Consider the following 17,185-nt stretch of genomic DNA (forward strand, 5'->3'; position numbering starts at 1 on the left):
CACCGATGACCCTCACTCTGGGCTCCGACTCGATCACCATCAGCTTCGACGACCGCACCGGCCGGATCGTGTCCGTCCGGAACGAGCGCCGCGACCTCGAGCTCGTCGAGAACGACGCGGCAGAGGTCCCCGCCTTCCGGGTGCGACGCCCCGACGGGACCTGGCGCGAGCCCGCGTCCGACGTCTTCACCCATGAACGCAGCGACGACGGGTTGCGCCTGCGCTGGCGGGGTGACGACGGCCTGGAGCTGGTCGCGACCGCACGGGTCGTCGAGTCGGGCATCGCGTTCGGCGTCACCGCGACCACCGCCGACGCAGCCGGTATCGCTGTCGTGGAATACCCGCTGGTCGCCGGCATCGGGCGGCTGGGCGGTCCGGGGCGGGACAAGCTGCTGCACAGCCACGGCACGGGCCTCCTCGTCGACGACCCGCTGGACCTGTTCGAGGAGGACGGCCTCGACGACACCCGCTGCCTGCGCTATTCGCCGTACCCGGACGGATTCCACGGCTCCACGCTGCAGCTGTTTGCGTACTACGCCGAGGGCACGGGCGGCTTCCTGGTGCACACGCCGGACCCCGAGCGGGCCACCAAATGGTTTGGTTTCCACAAGTCCGGCGGCGACCTCTCCGCGTCGGTCCTCCATGACGTCGCCTCGCCCGAAGGCGGCGCGGTTCCGTACGAGACCGTCGTCACGCCGATGACCGCCGGCACGTGGTACGAGGCCGCCGACGTGTACCGCGGCTGGGCACGAACGAACACATGGGCGCAGGTCCGGCCCCAGCACTCTGACTGGCTGCGCAAGGACGTGGGACTGGCGACGTTCGGGATCAACGCCTCCCACGACCGGTCGGTGTGGTTCGACCTCTACCACCGGGTCGCCGGGACCCCGGTCTTCCACATCCTCGGGGCGAACTGGCCGCGGTACGGGCAGGACTACCACAACACCCATCCCCGAGGCCGCGCCGACTGGTTCCCCACCCGGCTCTCCCAGGAGAACCTGGACATGATCGCCAAGAACGGCGACTACTGGGCGCCGTTCGAGTTCGACCTGCTCGCCGATCTCGGTGGGCCCGAGGACGCCGACGTCGAGAACGGCCGGCTCGGCCAGAACCTGCTGTCGCTGCGGCCGGTGACCTACGTCCGTCCCTACATGTGCGCCGGCACCGAGTACTTCCGCGACCTGCACCGCTGGCGCGACACCACGCTCGTCGAGGAGCACGGCACCGACGCGCTCTACTACGACATCTCGGTGAGCAACCTGCTCCTGCACTGCGACGCGACCACCCACGACCACGCTCCTGGCGGCGGACTGGACGTCGCCGACTGCTTCCGGCGCATGTACCGCGCCACGTCGGCGTCCGCTTCCACGGCGAAGCGCCGACACGTGCCGATGGGCACCGAGGTCATCAACGAGGCGGTACTCGACCTGTTCGACTTCTACCAGGCCCGCGCCCAGGCCACCCCGATCGGACCGTTCGAGCTCGACTACTTCCGCGACTGGATCGTGGCCGGACACGCCGAACACGTGCCCCTGTTCCGGTACGTGTTCGGGCCGGCGGCGCCGATCGCGATCGACGGCTGGTCCAATCTCGCCCCCGAGACCGGCGAGCTCACGAACTGGGTGGCGGCGAAAGTCCTGATCAACGGCGGGCTGCTCGAGCTCAACTACGAGTTCGCCGGACTCGAGGACCTCGACGGGCACATCGACGACCCCAGCGAGCACTACTGGGACTACCCGCATCGTGGCTACTCGGTCGACGCCGACCGAGCCGCCTTCTTCGGCCGGATCGCAGCTGTCCGCACAGGTGAGGCCGGCCGCTGGCTGTCCGACGGCGACATGCTGCCCGCGCCGGTCATCGAGGCACCTACTGTCGAGCTCGACTACTTCCGCTACAACACGTTCCGCGACGGCGGCTACGAAGAGCGGGGCACCATGACTGTGCCGGCGGTGGTCGGGACCGCGTGGACGCTGCATGGCGAGGTGATCTGGCTATTGGCGAACCCGACAGCCGAACCCGTCGACGCCGTCGTGGACGGTGAGTCGGTGACGGTCCCGGCACGGGAGATCGTGGTCATCACCCGTTGATCTCACCCGGCGTGGGGAATGTGGTCTGCATCCAGGCTACGGAACACGCCGGGCGGGCTTGGCCGTCGCCGTGATCAGGTCGACCAGTCCAGGCCCTCGATGTCGTTCTTGCGCCCGCGAAGTGGTGGGCGTGCCTCACCGCTCCCGCTGCTCGCGCTGAACGCGTTCCGGATCGTCGGCCTGGACGCCCCGGTCTGCAACATCATGTGGGGCTTCTCCGACGATGTCTGCGAGACATCGCTGGCCAACCTGGCTGCGGACGCACCGGCCGCCTACGACTTGCTGCGCGACTACTTCGAGGAGGAGGGCAAGGAGCCGCCAGCGTTTCCTCGACGAGGCGCTCTACGCCCAGGGCCTGGTGCTGGCGAACATCATGGCCGAGGCCATCCGCCAGGCCGACCTGCTCGCCCGGGGAGGGTGAGATCACCGGCGACCTACTGAGGCGGGGCATGGAGAAGGTCGCCGACTTCGACGCCAACGGCCTCTCCTGCCCGGTGACGATGACGCCGGACGACCACATCGGCACCCGCCAGGTGCACCTGTATCGGATCAAGGACGGCGCCCCGGTGCGTGTCGGCGAGTGCGTGGAAGGCGTCACGATATGAGTGACGGCGATGTCCTGGGTGCGGATCTTGGCGATGCCTGGCTGGCGCGAGTGGAGGCGGCCGATGGTGAACGCCACGAGCGGGGATGCGCACGGTGAGCGGGGGACGGCGGCGTGCGGTGATCGGCACCTACGCAGCTTAACCCGGGATCGGGGCGCCGGAGCAGCGTCCTGTCGGGTGCCGAGCGGGCGTCGTCCGGGTCACGTGGCAGTGTCAACGCGGGGGTGGGCTGGGCCGTTCTTCCGTTGTGGCTCGGAACGCGCGTCGGTATGCCGACGGTGACGTGCGCATGGCGCGGTGGAAGTGGTGCCGGTAGGTGACTGGACTGTCGAAGCCGACCATCGTGGCGATCCGTTCGACCGGAGTGTCGCCGGCTTCAAGCAGAGGCAGGCTCGCTTGCACCCGTTGCGCGATCAGCCAGCGGATCGGGCTGGTGCCGGTGGCGCGGGTGAAGTGCCGGAGGTAGCTGCGCGGAGACATCGCGGCGTGGTGGGCCAGTATCTGCACCGTCATCGGTTGCCCGAGCCGCCCGAGTGCCCATGTCATGCTGGCGGCCATCCGGCTGTCCTGCGGGTCGTCGGCGACTGGCGCCTCGGCGTATTGCGCCTGGCCGCCGTCGCGATGCGGTGATATCACAAGCCGCCGCGCCACCGTGTTGGCTGCGACCGCGCCGTGGTCGCGACGAACCAGATGCACGCACAGATCGAGGCCTGCGGCGCTTCCGGCGCTGGTCAAGATGTCGCCCTCGTCGATATAGAGGGGCGTCGGGTCGACGTCCACGCGTGGGTACCGGCGGCGGAGGATGTCGGCATACAGCCAGTGCGTGGTGGCCCTGCGCCCGTCGAGCAGGCCCGCGGACGCGAGAGCGAAGGCGCCAGTGCAGATCGAGACGATCCGAGCGCTCCGGTGGTGCGCTTGGCGCAGCGCCGCCGCCAGTTCCGGGCTCGCCTCGTCGTCGATGTCCGAGACGCTCGGGATGATGACGGTGTCAGCGGTGGCGAGGGTCTCGAGCCGATGCCGTGTGCGCAGCGTCGCGTCGCCGATCATGTTCACCTGTCCTGGCTCCTCCGCGCATACGGTGAGCCTGTATGCGGGCGCTCCTGGCCATTTGACGCCGAACACCTCTGTGACGATGCCCAGTTCGAAGGCGGACATCCCTTCGTATGCGAGGACGGCCACGTGGTGGAGCGATTCCTCAACCGTCATGGCGAGATCTTATCGGGGAGTGGCTTTTACGCCACTGGCAGTCGGTGGCGGCACATCGAAGCATGGTCACCATGCCGATCGCCACCAACCGCACGCACGCCACCTGCTCCTCGCACCCCAGCTTGTCACGCCGCGAGTCGTCGGACGCTCGCCGGCTGGGATTCGCCGGCCTGGCCGCGGTGGGCGTCTCGTTCGGCTTCGCCCGCTACGGCTACGGCCTGTTCCTCCCTGACATCCGGAATGACTTCGACCTGCCGATGTCCGCGGTGGGGCTGATCGGAAGTGCGACCTACGCCGGATACCTCGGGGCCCTGGTCCTGGTGGGCGTCCTCGCCGCGCGCGTGGGACCCCGTGCGCTCATCACGGTCGGTGGTCTGTCCGCCACGCTCGGCATGACGCTGGTGGCTTCGGCCAACGCGTGGCCGGTACTCGCCGCAGGTCTCATCCTCGCAGGCACCAGCCCTGGCTGGATCTGGGCGCCTTACTCTGACGCGGCCGAGCGGATGGTCCCACCCGGACGGCGGGAACGGGTGCTGGCCCTGATACCCAGTGGCACCGCGTTCGGTGTTGCCGCCGCCGGCCTTCTGGCCCTGGCACTGCATGGTCCGAGCTGGACATACGCATGGCTGATCTTCGCCGCCGGCGCGCTCGCTGCCACCGTCTACAACCTCTGGGTCCTGCCGCCTGGGCCGGCCACCTGCCGACCGCGACACCTGCCGCGGCTCAGCCTGGGTTGGTTCGCCCGAGGTCCGGCCGTACCGCTCTACCTGACCGCCTGGTCGTATGGCGTCGTGGGTTCGGTCTACTGGCTGTTCGCCGTCGAGGCCGTCACCACGGCGGCGCCTTCCGGCGACCACGACCGCATCGCGGCCCTCTTCTGGACCGTCATGGGAACGGCCGGGACAGCCGGCATCTTCGCCGGCGCAGTCTTCGCCAAACTGGGCCTGCGCCGCGCCCACCTGGCGATCTTCGGTCTGCTCGCCGTCGCATCGGCACTGCTGGGCTTGGCGCCCTCAGCCCTGCCCGCCGTCGGACTCTCCGCTGTGCTCTACGGCCCGAGCTTCATGGCCGTTTCAGCACTTCTCGCCGTATGGAGCTACCAGGTCTTCCCAGAACGCCCGACCATAGGGTTCAGCGCATCCGTCTCCTTTCTCGGCATCGGCACAATCGCCGGACCTGCCACGGCAGGAGCGCTGGCGGATCATCACAGCGTCGGCTCCGCGCTCGTCGCTGCCGCCGCTCTTTCGGTGGCGACCTGGCTGGCGTCACCGCCGCGGCGAACCAAGCGAGAGACTCCCGATCCTGAACGTGCGACGTGACGTCGCTGAGCAACCTGGTGGGGGCGGTCGAGCCGGGTGATGATCGCCAGGCGCAGCTCCCGGTGGGAGGCCCCGCCGGTCGAGGACATCTTCTGCCGGTGCAGCGGCACCAGCGGGCCTACAGCCAGCCGCCCTACTGACCCCCGGTGAGCGTAGACCGGCGAGCAGGGCACGGGGGACTCACCTGCTCGCCGGGTTGCCCCCGAGGGTGTGTCCATATAGTCGCGTCCCGAGGGAACCCCCGACACGCTCCTCCGCGACAGCAGCACCGTCAACCCCAGAGCGCGATGATGAGAGGTCTCTCATCGAAACTGGCCCCCTTCTGCCGCGCGGCAGTGTGGGCTATTTTGGAATGCCGGTTCCGCCGTGTGAGGTCGGATGACGACCTGCTAAGAGGCCGGACGCGCCGTGGGAGGCCTAGCGCGGGGGCCTGCACGCGGCGGGACCGGCACCAGACCGCGGAAACGGCCCGGCTCCACCCACGGAGCCGGGCCGGTCCCGATCGGCTCACAGCCGCCGCTGTGGCAAGGCTTCGAGCCGTGCCGCCAGGTCGATGACGTACTCCCGGAGCTTGGCTCCGTCGTAGTCGCGGGCGGCCGTGCGCATGCTCTCCGCCGTGCGTTGCCAATCCTGGACGTCGGTCCCGTCACCGCCCGATGCGAGGGCTGAGGCCGCCACCGACGACGCGAGTGCGGCCTGCTTCGCCGTGTGCTGCTTCGCCACCGTCTGGACGCGCACCGCGAACTTCTTGGCCTTGTCGATCTTCTTGCGGTCGACCTTGTCCGCCCACGCGAACTCGGGACCCTCGATGGTCATCCACCACTCGCCGCCGCGGCTCTTCTTCGCCGCCAACGAGAACACGCCGAGGGTGACGAGCCGCGTCGCGGTGATGCGCTTGTCCAGTTCGGTGCCGCTCTCGACCGTGGCCGTGACGCCGTCGAGCGGGTAGGTCTCGATGCTGAAGCCGTCGAACTTCTTGATCTCATCCTGGAACAGGTGGATCTTGCCCCACGTCGCCACCAGTAGCTTCATGATGGCTCCTTTCATCAGCGTCGCCACGCGATGGACGCGCCGATGATCAGGCCGACAACCACACCAATGCCGATGACCGCGGCCAGCTCCGCGACGCCCATCGAGATCCGGACCAGCGCGGTGATCACGTAATCCCCTGCCAGATCTGCTTGATCAGCAGCGCCAGCGCCAGGATTACGACGATGCCGACCAACGTGCCGATGACGTAGCCGATGACCTGCGCAACGATCATCGCGGACACCCCCTCTCGCGCACGTTCTCGACGATGACTGAGCCTCGATCCACCGATCTACCCGCTAGTACATCCAGACCGTGGCCTCGCCGAACGGGCACTCGTCCGCGAGTTCGCAAAACTCGCCGAACTGCGCAACACCGGCACGCTCACACAGGACGAGTTCGAGGCCCAGAAGGCGAAACTGCTCGCGCACGCGTAGCCGACGACGGCGTCGGGACGCTGCGACCTGGGCTCGCCGACGAAGCCGAAGCGGGGGAGGCTCCCATGCCCGACGTTCGCCGAGCACAGACCGTCGACGCGACGAGGCGCGAGCGCGGTTCCGCCGCACGTTCCATCGCCGCCGTCCTCTGTGTCGTGCTGGCTGCGCTCCTGACGGTGCCGGCAGCGGTGGCGTACTGGGGACAGCGCACGCTGAACGACACGCAGCGGTACACCGACACGGTTGGTCCACTGGTGGACTCGCGGCGCATCCATTCGCCGAGACCGGGTACTGAGCGGCCGGCGGCCTGGGCGTTCAAATGACGGCGTCGACACATCGGACCATCCCTGCCAGTTCGTCAGCGCCGGTGATAGCAGCGAACGTCCGGCTGCGAGCGACGACGTCCGGCTATCTACGACTGTGGTTTGGCGAATACGTGTCCAAGTTCCTCTCCATGCCGCCGCTTCGCGCGCATTACGGCAGGTCAGGGCAGGTGCTGCTGCCGCCGGTGCGCCGCCCTCTCAAGGCGGTAGCGCGGGTTCGAATCCCGTCGGGGCTACAGAGAGCGCCCCTCACCTGCGGAAACGTCAGGTGAGGGGCGCTTGTGTCTGTCCGGCCGTCGACGGCTCTCTACGGTTTCTCACGCGTCGTCGCCGTCGATGCACTTGGCGTAGATCTTGAGCAGGATGTCGACGGAGTGTCCTGCCCAGGTTGCGACCTTGGTGGGTGGGACGCCGGAGTTGAGCCAGGTAGAGACGGCCGCGTGGCGCAGGTCGTAGGGGCGCAGCGCAACCAGCGAGCGATTCGCGTCGACGCCGAAGACTGCCTCGCGGGCGCGGTTCCAGACACGGAACACAGTGAAGGCAGGAAGGTGGTCGGTGCTGCGTTCGCCGACGAACAGTCGCCCGTCGGGCGTGGTGCCGAAGGTACCGAGGTGGTGATGCAGCAGGGCCGTGAGCTCCGGTGGCGACGGGACCTTGCGGACCTCGCCGATCTCGCGTTGCTTCAGCGGTCGGTCGTCGCGCGCGTTGCCGGTGTTCGTCCATTCGCCGCCGGCGTGCGGCTTGGCGGCTTCCAGGTAGATCCAGCCCCAGCCCCGGTCGGGGAGGTCGAGGTTGTCAGCACGTAGGTCGGCGGCTTCCTCGGGGCGCATGGCGGCGTAGTAGAGGCAGCCGAAGTAGGCCTCGAGTCGCTGCCCGGTGACGCTCTGGGCTGCGACGGCGGTGAGCAGGTCGCGTGCTTGGGTCGGGTTGGCAACGCTGCGCCGGTCGACCTCGGCGATGCGCTGCGCCGGCTGCTTGACGCTGGGGAGCGGGTTGGTGACGAGCACCTTCCGGTCGATCGCGTACTCGGCGAGGTTGTAGAGGATCTTCCGCCACCGTGACGTGACGCTGGTCGCTCTGGCTCCGCCGTCGAGGCGGACCGCGAGGCCGTCCAGGAGCTGGCGGAGCACGTCGGTGCCGGCGAGGGTGGAGGCTCGCCGGGTGTGGGTGGACGCCAACCTGGCCATCCAGAACCAGGTCAGTGCGGTGATCATGATGTTCCTGTTCGGGGTCGCCGGCTTCTCGGTCGTCGCGCCCCTCCAGTTGCGGGTGATGAACGCTGCCGGCCATGCCCCGGACGTCGCCTCGGCGGCCAACATCTCCGCGTTCACCCTGGGTAGCGCCATCGGCATCACCCTCGGCGGCGCGGCGATAGACGGCGGATGGGGCCTGACGTCGGTCAACTGGGTCGGAGGCCTGATCACCAGCACCGGCCTCGTGATCGCGCTCCTCACCTGGGTGCTGATCGACTGGCGCTCGCCGGGAACGGCTCACGACGGCGGTGCCGCGGACGCCGTACCGGCGCATCACGAGCACCACCACGCCGCCAGCCACTCACACCACTGAGCGGGAGCGGGTCCGGCAGGACGGCCGGTGGCCACGGACAGTGGTCACCGGCCGTCGGCCTGAGCCCACGAGCCGGCCGGCCGGGCGGAAACCGGCTCACCTACCGCCCGGCACCGCGTCGGACTCGCACCATACGGAGCGTATGAGCGCGGACGCCCGCAGCGACGAGACAATCCAGCGCGCAACGAAGCACGGCTATCGTCGCTGCATACCGCAGCAGCGACGCTGCTCCGCTGGCCAGCTGGATGGGCCGGCGCGTCGTCACAGCTCCGCGCCATTCGCACGCTGCCGCGCGGACGTTCTCGGCGGCCAGGGCGACGCCGGCCATCCTGGAGGCCACGCGGACCACGCCACGATGACGCACGGTGGCCACGACGGGCATGGTGGCTATGACGGGCACGACCGGCACGATGACCATGCCGGGCATAGCGAGCACGGTGGCACGACGAGCACGCCGGCCATGGCGATCACCGCATGCACCGCGGCGGCGTCGTCGCGGGTTTGGCGATGGCGAGCACGGCGCCGGACCGTGACGGGTTGGAGCTGGATGTGCTGCGCGTGTACTTCGGCCCGGTTCTTCCCGGCTGGCCGACCGGCCTGGTGGTGACGGGGCTGCTCCAGGGTGACCTGCTCACCGGGGCGGACGTGTCCTGGCTGGACGGCCGGCCCGCCTCGACGAGTGGCGGATCGGCGAGCGCGGCGGCGCTGGACGCGCTGGCGCGGTTCCTGCTGATCGCCGGGTGGCCCGCCGCCGCCCGCCGGGCACGGGCGGCGCGCGAGGATCTGGGGTCGGCGGACGAGGGCGTCGTGGAGCGGGGGCGCCGCGGAGCCGCCGCGCTGACCCGGACCCTCCGGCGGTCACGTACACCGTCCAGCCTCCGGCTGCTCTCTCAGCTGGCGAGTCGTTGTCCGGCTCACCTCACCTCCGGTGCCCGATCGGCTAGTGGTCGTAGAGGCGGACAGCAGCCATGTCCGGGTCGTTCTCGAACAGCTCGCGCTGATCCTCCAGGTACGCCGTCACGGCCTTCACCGTGGCTGCAACCTGCCCCTTCTCGATGTGGGTGACGATCCGCCACCGGTCATCTCGGAACTGGTCGATCTGACCCCGCCAGTAGTCGACGCCGTAAGCACGTTTGGCCTCCACCTGCAGGCCGAGCAGCACCCGGATCAGTAACTTGTCGATCGCATACAGAAGTGGGTTGTGCGCCGCCGCCGACACAGCGGCCTGGAAGCGGACGACAGACTCCGCAAGCTCCTCTACCGTCGACAGGCCAGCGTTCGTGTCACAGGCAGCTGCGGCCTGCCTCAACAGGTCCTTGTCCGCCTCTCCCGCCCGGCGCGCGGCCTGACGGGCGCCGAGCGTACCGAGAGCGCCACGCACCTCTAGGACCTCAACCAGCCCGACATCCTCAAACTCCAGATAGGTGTGCAGCGTCGCATCGAGATGGTCACCAAGATCGCCGGAGACAAAGACGCCGCGGCCGTGGTGAACCTGCAACAGGCCCATCGCCTCAAGCGCCCTGACCACCTCACGCATCGTCGGCTGACTGACGCCGAACTGTTCCGCGAGCTGACGTTCACTGGGAAGCCTGCCGCCGCGTGACAACGCCCCCGTCGCGATCTGGCGGCGCATGTCGGCGATGATCTCCGCAGAAAGTGACGGGCGGCTGCGCCGGCCACTCGCATCGGGGTCTCGCCCCATGGCTCCGAGACTCTTAGTCACCAGGTGAGTATAACCCGAACGCGTCGAACGTCGCGCTGCCGCCGGCGCGCCGCCCCGAAAAGCTGCCTAGCCCTCCCTGATCATCGGGCATTGCGAACCCGGACCCTCAGATTCGTCCCGAACTCGTCCTCAAAAGTCGGCACCACCAAACTTTCGACGCAGCCCTTGCGGAAGTAGCATCCCGCGCAGCTGCCGACGAACTCCAATACGACCTCAGCCTGGTCCACAGTCCGAAGTCGCACCGAACCGGCATGTGAGCTCAACGCCGGCCGCACCTGGTGAACCAGCAGCTTCTCCACCGACTCCGGTGTGACTGCTTCATGCTCCGATGAGCCGCAGACGCTCACTGCAACGCACCCCGCCGCTGACTGCCGCCGATCTCGGTGCGAATCCGGTCCGGGTCATCTGGCAGGCCCAGCAGCCGCAACAGGTTTCCGCCGAACATCAACGACCGGTCCTCCTCAGTGATCTCCGGGAACCCCCAGCCTGCCTGCAGGTCGGTGGGGATCTGGAAGTCCCACGAAAGGTCCAGCAGATGCTGCGCGCTGGGCCACAGCGGGGTTTCGCTGCCCCAGATGATCTTCTCCGGCGTGCACCACCGCAACGCCTTGCCCAGCCGCATCGCCGTCTCGACCGGCGCGGTCTTGACCATGTTGATCCATGTCGACATCGCCAGGTAGACGTTCGGCAAGCGGGAGGCCAGATCGATGGCGATGTCATCGAACGGGAACGCGAGGTGATGGACGATGAAGTTCATCTCGGGGAAGTCCAGCGCGGCCCGGTGTACGTCGTCGGGCATCAGGTCCAGCAGAGGCTCCAGTCCCTGCGGATCGCCCTTGTGCACCTGAACCAGGTTGCAGTCCAGCTCGAGCATGCGTTGCAGCATCGGGTAGCACACGTCGGCATCGTCCATTCGCCATGAGTTGCCGTAGGCGTGCGCCGTGTAGAGCTTGATCGACCGGGCACCGAGGTCCTCGATCTGCCAGGTGATATCTCTCAGCGCCCCGGGAACCGTGCGCAGAACCGGGTCCGTGCCGCCGGCGAACACTATCGAGTCGGGCCGCACCTGGGTCATCTGGTGGACGCGTCTGATGTTGTCCTCGGGGTCCTCGACGAACAGGTCGAACAACGGCACGACCTGCGCCATGGCGAAGTCGATCTGGGAGCCGCCACCGAAGATCTTGTCAACGACCCCTTCTGGGTCGGGGGGGATCTGGAAGAACTCGTCGGCGGGCGGAAGCTCCTCCACCTCCTCTTTGAGGATTTTGAGATGCTCGTACTTGAACGGTTGCGCGACGCTTCCCGCCGGCTCGGCGAAGTTGCTGTTCAGCAGGTTGTGCACATGGACGACCAGGTCGAAGACGACGTTGCCGTTACGCATCGGGGGTCCTTTCGGGGTTGCGGTGCTCGACGACGCGGGCAGCTCCTTGAAGCCAGTCCCGTCGCCAGGCCCCAGCGCGAATCTGGGCCAGCTGCTTCTGCTCGGAGCGGAGGATTCTCTGGGCATCCTCCAGCACCTGCGGGGCTCGCTGAGGTGGGATGAACGCGATGCCGTCGCCGTCGCCGAGCACGATGTCGCCGGCGTGAACGACCGTGCCGTCGATGCTGATGGGCTCGTTGACCGTTCCCGGACCCGACTTGTAGGGCCCACGGTGGGTGATTCCCAGAGCGAAGACCGGGAGGTTCAGCTGCCGAAGATCGTCAATATCGCGAACTGCGCCGTCGACGACGATACCCACGACTCCACGTTGCAACGCGTGGGCGGCGAGCAGGCCGCCGAGCAGTGCGTTACGCACTTCGCCGGCGCCGTCGACGACCAGTACTTGCCCAGGGACCGCGTGCTCGAGAGCGACGTGGACCGCGAGGTTGTCTCCCGGCCTGGTCCGTACCGTCAACGCCGGCCCTGCCAGGGTCGCGCTGCCGTCGTGAACCGGCCTCAGGAGAGAGGTTCCCGGGTCGCGCTTCATGGCATCGGACGCGACACTGACCGGGATGTCCGCCAACGCTCGCAGTACCTCATCAGTTGGCGGGCCAGGTCTCGGGTACACGTCGACGGCGGTCATGGAGCCTGCACCGGGTTGTCGATCCTGCCGAGGCCGGCAATCTCACAGGCCACGCGATCTCCGGGCCGAAGGAACTGCGGTGGCGTCATCGCGAAGCCGACGCCGTGCGGGGTACCGGTCAGGATCGTGTCGCCTGGCTCCAGGGTCATCGTCTGCGACAGGTAGCTGATCAGCGCAGCAACGCCGAAGATCATCTCCGCTGTGCTGGAGTCCTGCCGCACTTCGCCGTTGACCCACGAGGTCACCGCCAGGCCCTGCGGGTCGGCGACCTCCTCCCTGGTTGTGATCCACGGCCCACACGGACAGAAGGTGTCCATCCCCTTCGAACGGGAGAACTGTGCGTCGGAGTGCTGGAGGTCGCGAGCCGAGACGTCGTTGGCGACCGTGTACCCGAACACGTGACTCAACGCCTGCTCGGGGTCGACCTTGCGACACGCGGAGCCGATGACGGCAGCCAGTTCGGCCTCATAGTCGCCCTGCTCCGTCGACGCGTGGTCGATGACGATGGGGTCGAACGGGCCGGTGATGGAGCTCGGGTACTTCGCGAACACCACCGGCGCGGTCGGTGTTCTGCTCCCCGTCTCGCGGATGTGGTCGGCATAGTTGAGGCCGATCGCGAGAACCTTCCCTGACCGGTAGAGCGGACTGAGTAGCCGCACCTGGTCAGCCGCGACTCTCTGATCTGCCAGCCGGTCCCGAGCCGAGGCAACCTCACCACATGCGTCGATCGCCTCCCTCACCGTCGGCGCCTCGACCCCGGCGCTGCGGAACGTCAGCCACCCGTCGCCGGCGGAGACGGCGAAATCGGGGAGGGATGAACCAATGAGCTGGACTCGTGCGAGCCTCATGTCGTCCTGTCCTCCTTCTTCTCAACAGTGACAAGGATCAGCACGGCACCGATCAGCAAACAGACGATGGTGACGGACATGCCGGCATACAGAGAGCCGGTGAGCGACTCCAGGGCACCGACGACGAACGGGTTCACGAACCCGTTGATGTTCCCTACTGAGTTGATCAACGCGATGCTGCCCGCCGTGGCCAGCCCGCTGTACAAGGTCGCCGGGATGGACCAGAAGACGCCGTACACGCTCCAGATCGAGAACGCGGCGACGGAGAACAGGACGACGGTGACCGGCAGGGAGCCGCTCGTGAACATGGTGCCCGTCAGTGCTGCGGCACCGACGGCCATCGGCACTGCACAGAACAGACGCCTGTTGTCCGACCTGTCCGAGAGGCGGCCGACGACGAGCAGACCCACCACCGCGCACAGGTAGGGGATCGCAATGATCCATCCCAGCACGGTCGAGCTCGAAACGTCGAACTCCGAGAGCGCAGTCGGGAGCCAGAAAGTGATGAGAAAGACCCCGCCTGACAGGCAGAAGTAGGCCAAGCTCAGCAGGTAGACCCTCGAGTTGCGCAGAGCTGCCCTGAACGAGGTCACTCCCGCACCTGCAGCTTTGGGGTCGGTGGCGAGCGTGTGCTCGATCACGCGACGCTCGTCGTCATTCAGCCAGCGTGCCTCACCGGGGTTGTCGGGAAGCAGGAGGAAGACCACGACGCCCATCGCCACCGACGGCAGCCCCTGCAGGACGAACATCCACTGCCACCCGGCAATTCCGGCGCTGCCGTCGAACGTGCTGATGATCCAGCCCGACAGAGGAGCACCGATCAGTCCCGCCACTGCAGTCGCGGTGAGGAACAGCGCCATGAACCTGGCGCGCATGACCGAGGGTGTCCACCTGCTCAAGTAAAGAAGCACGCCGGGCGCGAACCCGGCCTCGAACGCTCCGAGGAAGAATCGGAGGATGTAGAAGGTGAATTCGTCGGTGACCAGAGCCATTGACGCCGAGGTGAGTCCCCACAACGTCATGATCCGCAGCAGCGTCCGGCGGGCTCCGATCCGTTCCATCCACAGGTTGCTCGGAACCTCGAAGATGAAGTAGCCGATAAAGAAGATGCCGGCCCCGAGGCCGTAGGCGAAGCTGGACAGGCCCAGATCGGAGGCCATGTGCTCCTTCGCGAAGGACACGTTGACCCGGTCGAGATAGGCAAGCAGGAAGCAGAGGAACAGTAGCGGCATCACATGCAGCGCCACCTTGCGGTACACGCGGGCCACTTCGGTGTCGTCACCGGACATGGGCTGGCTCGAGCCGGTTCCAGAGTTCTCGGGAAGGAGGCGGTCAGTCACTGTGATCGCCTAACCGTGCGGTTTCGGCAGCTTGTCCGCTGCCTAGCAGGAGCATGGGGTTCCCGGCATACCCCTTGGTCACATCGAACACCTGGCGGTAGGTGACCCGATTGCGACGGATCTTCCAGCCCGCGCTCTCCCGGCGGAACCACATCTCATAGACGCCGAACTGCCACGCCGACACGTGCGTCCCCGGTGCGTCCTCAACCGAGGAGGGGTTCATCCAGTGCCACCGGCTCGAGGCATCGTCTCCGATGATGTCGATCACCGGGCTGGCAGTGAAGTGGAATGTCTCCGTGATCCGAGGAAACGTCCCCTTCACCGCCGATGCAAACTGACGGATCCCGTCCTTGCCCTCGAACCCTTGAGCGAAGGGGCGGTACTCCCCCACGCAGTCCTCGGTGAAGCAGCCGATGAACCCTTCGAGGTCGCCGTCATCGAAGGTGTACCCGTAGCGGTACACCAGCCGTTCGATGTCGCGCTGGTCCTCCAGGACCCGCAATCGTTCCTCGAGCCGGGCCACCCGCTCAGCCACATTGCTCTCAGTCACTGTCGCTCCTCACTCATCCAGCCGGCGCCACCGCTGTGTGACGCCATGCCAGGTCACCAAGTGACTTGGTGAGTGGAAGGTAGCGAGGTCGACCGGAGCTCGTCAAGCGTCCGGCCGCGACGCTCTGAGTCGGCCTTGCCGGCCACTGCGGCCGACAGGGGTATTGACAGTGACGCAGCTCACCACATAGACCTAGTGACCAAGTGAGTAACGGGTCGGGTGAGGAGCTTGGCTGTGGAACATGTGACAGATGTGGGACTCGACGGGACGCTCGGTCGAATCGAGGAGGCTCACGCTACCGGCGTGCGGGTGGCGCTGCGCGGGGCGACAGTCTTGTCGATGGATCCCGAGGTCGGCGATCTCGCGTCGGGCGATGTGACCATCGAAGGTGCGCAGATCGCCGCAGTGGCGCCACACGACCCTGCGGCTCAGCAGCCGACAGGCACCGTCGAGGTCGACGTGACTGGGTGCATAGTGATTCCGGGTCTCCAGGACACGCACCGGCACTGCTGGCAGACGCAGTTGCGCAGGATGTTCGCTGCGGTCGATCTGGAACGCTACGTCGACATCGCCCACGCGCGCTTGGCTCCCTCCTATGGGGAGGAGGACATGCTCCTCGCCTCCTACCTCGCCTCTCTCGGCGCGATCGATTCCGGCGTCACCGGCATGCTGGACTTCGCGCACAACAGCCGCTCCTGGGGGCATGTGTCCTCCGGAGTCCAGGGCCACGCCGATGCCGGGATGCGCGCCGTGGTCGCGATCGCGCCACCGCTGAGCGGTGAATGGGACCGTCGGTGGCACGACAACGCCCGGCGTGCACACGAAGATGACTTCGGCGCCACGGTCTCAACCGCGCTCGGGGTGTTCGGCACCTCCGATCTGGGAGGCGATGAGATCGCGCTGACTGCGGAAAATGTCCGCCGAGCCCGCGACATGGGGTTGCCGGTTGCGGTCGATGCGACCTTCGGGCCCTCTGCGTCGCGCAACATCGAGCTGTTGGGCAGGGAGGGTCTCCTGGGTCCGGACATCACCCTCATCCACTGCACCGCGTTGACCGAGGCTGCGTGGGGGCACGTGCAGGAGGCCGAGGTGCGGGTTGCGTTGACGACCACATCCGACGCCGAGATCGGAATCTTCGACGCGACCCCGCCCATCCAGGAGGCTCGCGGCCGGCAGCTACGTCCAGGGCTGAGCGTCGACGTGGAGTGCACACTTGCCAGTGACCTGTTCACCCAGATGCGGGCGACCTACACGCTGCAACGGATGGCCGCCTTCCAGGCAGCTCGGGACGGCGCCGACGACGTCCCGGATCCGATCAGTCCGCGGGCCGTGCTCGAGATGGCGACGATCGACGGTGCACGCACGGTCCGCAGCGATGACATCACCGGCTCGCTGACACCGGGCAAGCGTGCCGATGTGGTTGTTCTCTCCACCGACGGCATCTCCACGATGCCGCTGAACAACGCGGCCTCGACAGTGGTGCTGGGTGTGGACAGCAGCGCGGTGCGGCACGTGTTCATCGACGGGAAGGTCCGCAAGTGGGACGGGCGGATAGTTGGGGTGGATGTTGGTGAGCTGCGTAGCCGAGTGTTGGCGTCGCGTGACGGGATCCTCCGCAGGGCCGGCTACGAGCTCGACCTGCTGGCGTAGTCACCGCTCCGGTCTTCTCGTGAGCCGACAGAGCAGGTGGGTGCTGGAATAGGGCGCGTCCCGTGTCATCAACATCTGGTGCTTCCGGGTCGCCGCTGACAAGGGCGGAGTGGTGCCGATGTCGACGCCGATGTACATGCCGCCTCCTCGCGGTCAGGGGGTGTCGATTGGTGCGACGTGGACGTTGACCCGGCGGTCGCTCAGCGCCCGGACGACGTCCGCGGGCGTGCCGCCGTCGACCACGACGTCGTCGAAGTCGGTGAGCGGCGCCAGCTGGTGCAGCGCGGTGCCGCCGAGCTTGGTGTGGTCCATGAGTAGCACCTTGCGGGTCGCCGAGCGCATCATTGCCCGCTTGACCAGCACGATCTCCTGCTCTTGGTGGTAGGTCAGCCCGCCCGACGCCGCCGAGGTCGACGTCAGCAGCACGTCGGCGCGCAGC

18 protein-coding genes are annotated in these 17,185 nt (G+C 67.5%); 7 read left to right on the forward strand and 11 right to left on the reverse strand.

Annotated features, from left to right (window positions below; translation table 11 throughout):
- The first annotated feature begins 5 nt into the window (after positions 1 to 5).
- Both ACW62_RS29295 and ACW62_RS34460 read left to right on the forward strand, forming a co-directional pair.
- Complete coding sequence (locus ACW62_RS29295) at positions 6 to 2,087, forward strand: DUF6259 domain-containing protein (protein ID WP_053207663.1); 2,082 nt, start codon at positions 6 to 8, stop codon at positions 2,085 to 2,087.
- 449 nt (positions 2,088 to 2,536) lie between these two features.
- Positions 2,537 to 2,692: a hypothetical protein gene (locus tag ACW62_RS34460; RefSeq protein WP_157575062.1), complete on the forward strand. Its 156-nt coding sequence runs from the start codon at positions 2,537 to 2,539 to the stop codon at positions 2,690 to 2,692.
- 213 nt (positions 2,693 to 2,905) lie between these two features.
- On the opposite strand, the gene ACW62_RS29300 is transcribed toward ACW62_RS34460, so the two are convergent.
- Positions 2,906 to 3,898 carry a helix-turn-helix domain-containing protein gene (locus tag ACW62_RS29300; protein ID WP_053207664.1) on the reverse strand — a complete coding sequence of 331 codons (993 nt, stop codon included), beginning with the start codon at positions 3,896 to 3,898 and terminating at the stop codon, positions 2,906 to 2,908.
- A 71-nt stretch (positions 3,899 to 3,969) separates the two neighbouring features.
- Here ACW62_RS29300 and ACW62_RS29305 point away from each other — a divergent pair, with 71 nt between their 5' ends.
- Positions 3,970 to 5,217, forward strand: a complete 1,248-nt coding sequence (locus tag ACW62_RS29305; protein ID WP_053207683.1) for a YbfB/YjiJ family MFS transporter — start codon at positions 3,970 to 3,972, stop codon at positions 5,215 to 5,217.
- Between the two features lie 507 nt (positions 5,218 to 5,724).
- Here the strand turns inward: ACW62_RS29305 and ACW62_RS29310 are convergent.
- A complete protein-coding gene (locus ACW62_RS29310; protein ID WP_053207665.1) occupies positions 5,725 to 6,276 on the reverse strand; it encodes a hypothetical protein in 552 nt (183 codons plus the stop codon).
- 260 nt (positions 6,277 to 6,536) lie between these two features.
- Here ACW62_RS29310 and ACW62_RS36670 point away from each other — a divergent pair, with 260 nt between their 5' ends.
- Together ACW62_RS36670 and ACW62_RS34465 are read left to right on the forward strand one after the other, a co-directional pair.
- The gene (locus ACW62_RS36670; RefSeq protein WP_420843627.1) at positions 6,537 to 6,683 is read left to right on the forward strand and encodes an SHOCT domain-containing protein; all 147 of its coding nucleotides are present in this window, start codon (positions 6,537 to 6,539) and stop codon (positions 6,681 to 6,683) included.
- Positions 6,684 to 6,748: 65 nt separating this feature from the next.
- A complete protein-coding gene (locus tag ACW62_RS34465) occupies positions 6,749 to 7,006 on the forward strand; it encodes a hypothetical protein (protein WP_157575063.1) in 258 nt (85 codons plus the stop codon).
- Between the two features lie 317 nt (positions 7,007 to 7,323).
- Here ACW62_RS34465 and ACW62_RS29315 read toward each other — a convergent pair whose 3' ends face one another.
- Positions 7,324 to 8,136: a tyrosine-type recombinase/integrase gene (locus ACW62_RS29315; protein WP_205629681.1), complete on the reverse strand. Its 813-nt coding sequence runs from the start codon at positions 8,134 to 8,136 to the stop codon at positions 7,324 to 7,326.
- 31 nt (positions 8,137 to 8,167) lie between these two features.
- On the opposite strand from ACW62_RS29315, the gene ACW62_RS35465 reads away from it, so the two are divergent.
- The gene (locus tag ACW62_RS35465) at positions 8,168 to 8,572 is read left to right on the forward strand and encodes an MFS transporter (RefSeq protein WP_053207667.1); all 405 of its coding nucleotides are present in this window, start codon (positions 8,168 to 8,170) and stop codon (positions 8,570 to 8,572) included.
- A gap of 940 nt (positions 8,573 to 9,512) precedes the next feature.
- Here ACW62_RS35465 and ACW62_RS29330 read toward each other — a convergent pair.
- From ACW62_RS29330 to ACW62_RS29355, 7 genes are all read right to left on the reverse strand, one after another.
- Positions 9,513 to 10,295: a FadR/GntR family transcriptional regulator gene (locus tag ACW62_RS29330; protein ID WP_083460305.1), complete on the reverse strand. Its 783-nt coding sequence runs from the start codon at positions 10,293 to 10,295 to the stop codon at positions 9,513 to 9,515.
- Between the two features lie 80 nt (positions 10,296 to 10,375).
- The gene (locus ACW62_RS33495) at positions 10,376 to 10,594 is read right to left on the reverse strand and encodes a NifU family protein (protein ID WP_169792153.1); all 219 of its coding nucleotides are present in this window, start codon (positions 10,592 to 10,594) and stop codon (positions 10,376 to 10,378) included.
- A 44-nt stretch (positions 10,595 to 10,638) separates the two neighbouring features.
- Positions 10,639 to 11,676: an amidohydrolase family protein gene (locus ACW62_RS29335; RefSeq protein ID WP_053207670.1), complete on the reverse strand. Its 1,038-nt coding sequence runs from the start codon at positions 11,674 to 11,676 to the stop codon at positions 10,639 to 10,641.
- The gene (locus tag ACW62_RS29340; protein WP_083460308.1) at positions 11,669 to 12,358 is read right to left on the reverse strand and encodes an RraA family protein; all 690 of its coding nucleotides are present in this window, start codon (positions 12,356 to 12,358) and stop codon (positions 11,669 to 11,671) included. Before ACW62_RS29340 ends, ACW62_RS29335 begins: the two co-directional genes overlap by 8 nt.
- Entirely contained in the window at positions 12,355 to 13,206 is an 852-nt protein-coding gene (locus ACW62_RS29345) for a fumarylacetoacetate hydrolase family protein (RefSeq protein WP_083460309.1), read from the reverse strand. The genes ACW62_RS29340 and ACW62_RS29345 overlap by 4 nt, the downstream gene beginning before the upstream one ends.
- The gene (locus ACW62_RS29350; protein WP_053207672.1) at positions 13,203 to 14,495 is read right to left on the reverse strand and encodes an MFS transporter; all 1,293 of its coding nucleotides are present in this window, start codon (positions 14,493 to 14,495) and stop codon (positions 13,203 to 13,205) included. Before ACW62_RS29350 ends, ACW62_RS29345 begins: the two co-directional genes overlap by 4 nt.
- A 43-nt stretch (positions 14,496 to 14,538) precedes the next feature.
- Positions 14,539 to 15,096 carry a nuclear transport factor 2 family protein gene (locus ACW62_RS29355; protein ID WP_083460310.1) on the reverse strand — a complete coding sequence of 186 codons (558 nt, stop codon included), beginning with the start codon at positions 15,094 to 15,096 and terminating at the stop codon, positions 14,539 to 14,541.
- Between the two features lie 234 nt (positions 15,097 to 15,330).
- Between ACW62_RS29355 and ACW62_RS29360 the strand changes: the two genes are divergently transcribed.
- Entirely contained in the window at positions 15,331 to 16,746 is a 1,416-nt protein-coding gene (locus ACW62_RS29360) for an amidohydrolase family protein (protein ID WP_157575064.1), read from the forward strand.
- A 153-nt stretch (positions 16,747 to 16,899) separates the two neighbouring features.
- On the opposite strand, the gene ACW62_RS29365 is transcribed toward ACW62_RS29360, so the two are convergent.
- On the reverse strand, positions 16,900 to 17,185 hold a 286-nt coding region (locus ACW62_RS29365; protein ID WP_169792154.1), incomplete at its 5' end, for a DeoR/GlpR transcriptional regulator.

The organism is Jiangella muralis (assembly GCF_001270745.1).
GTDB classification, from domain to species: Bacteria; Actinomycetota; Actinomycetes; order Jiangellales; family Jiangellaceae; genus Jiangella; species Jiangella muralis.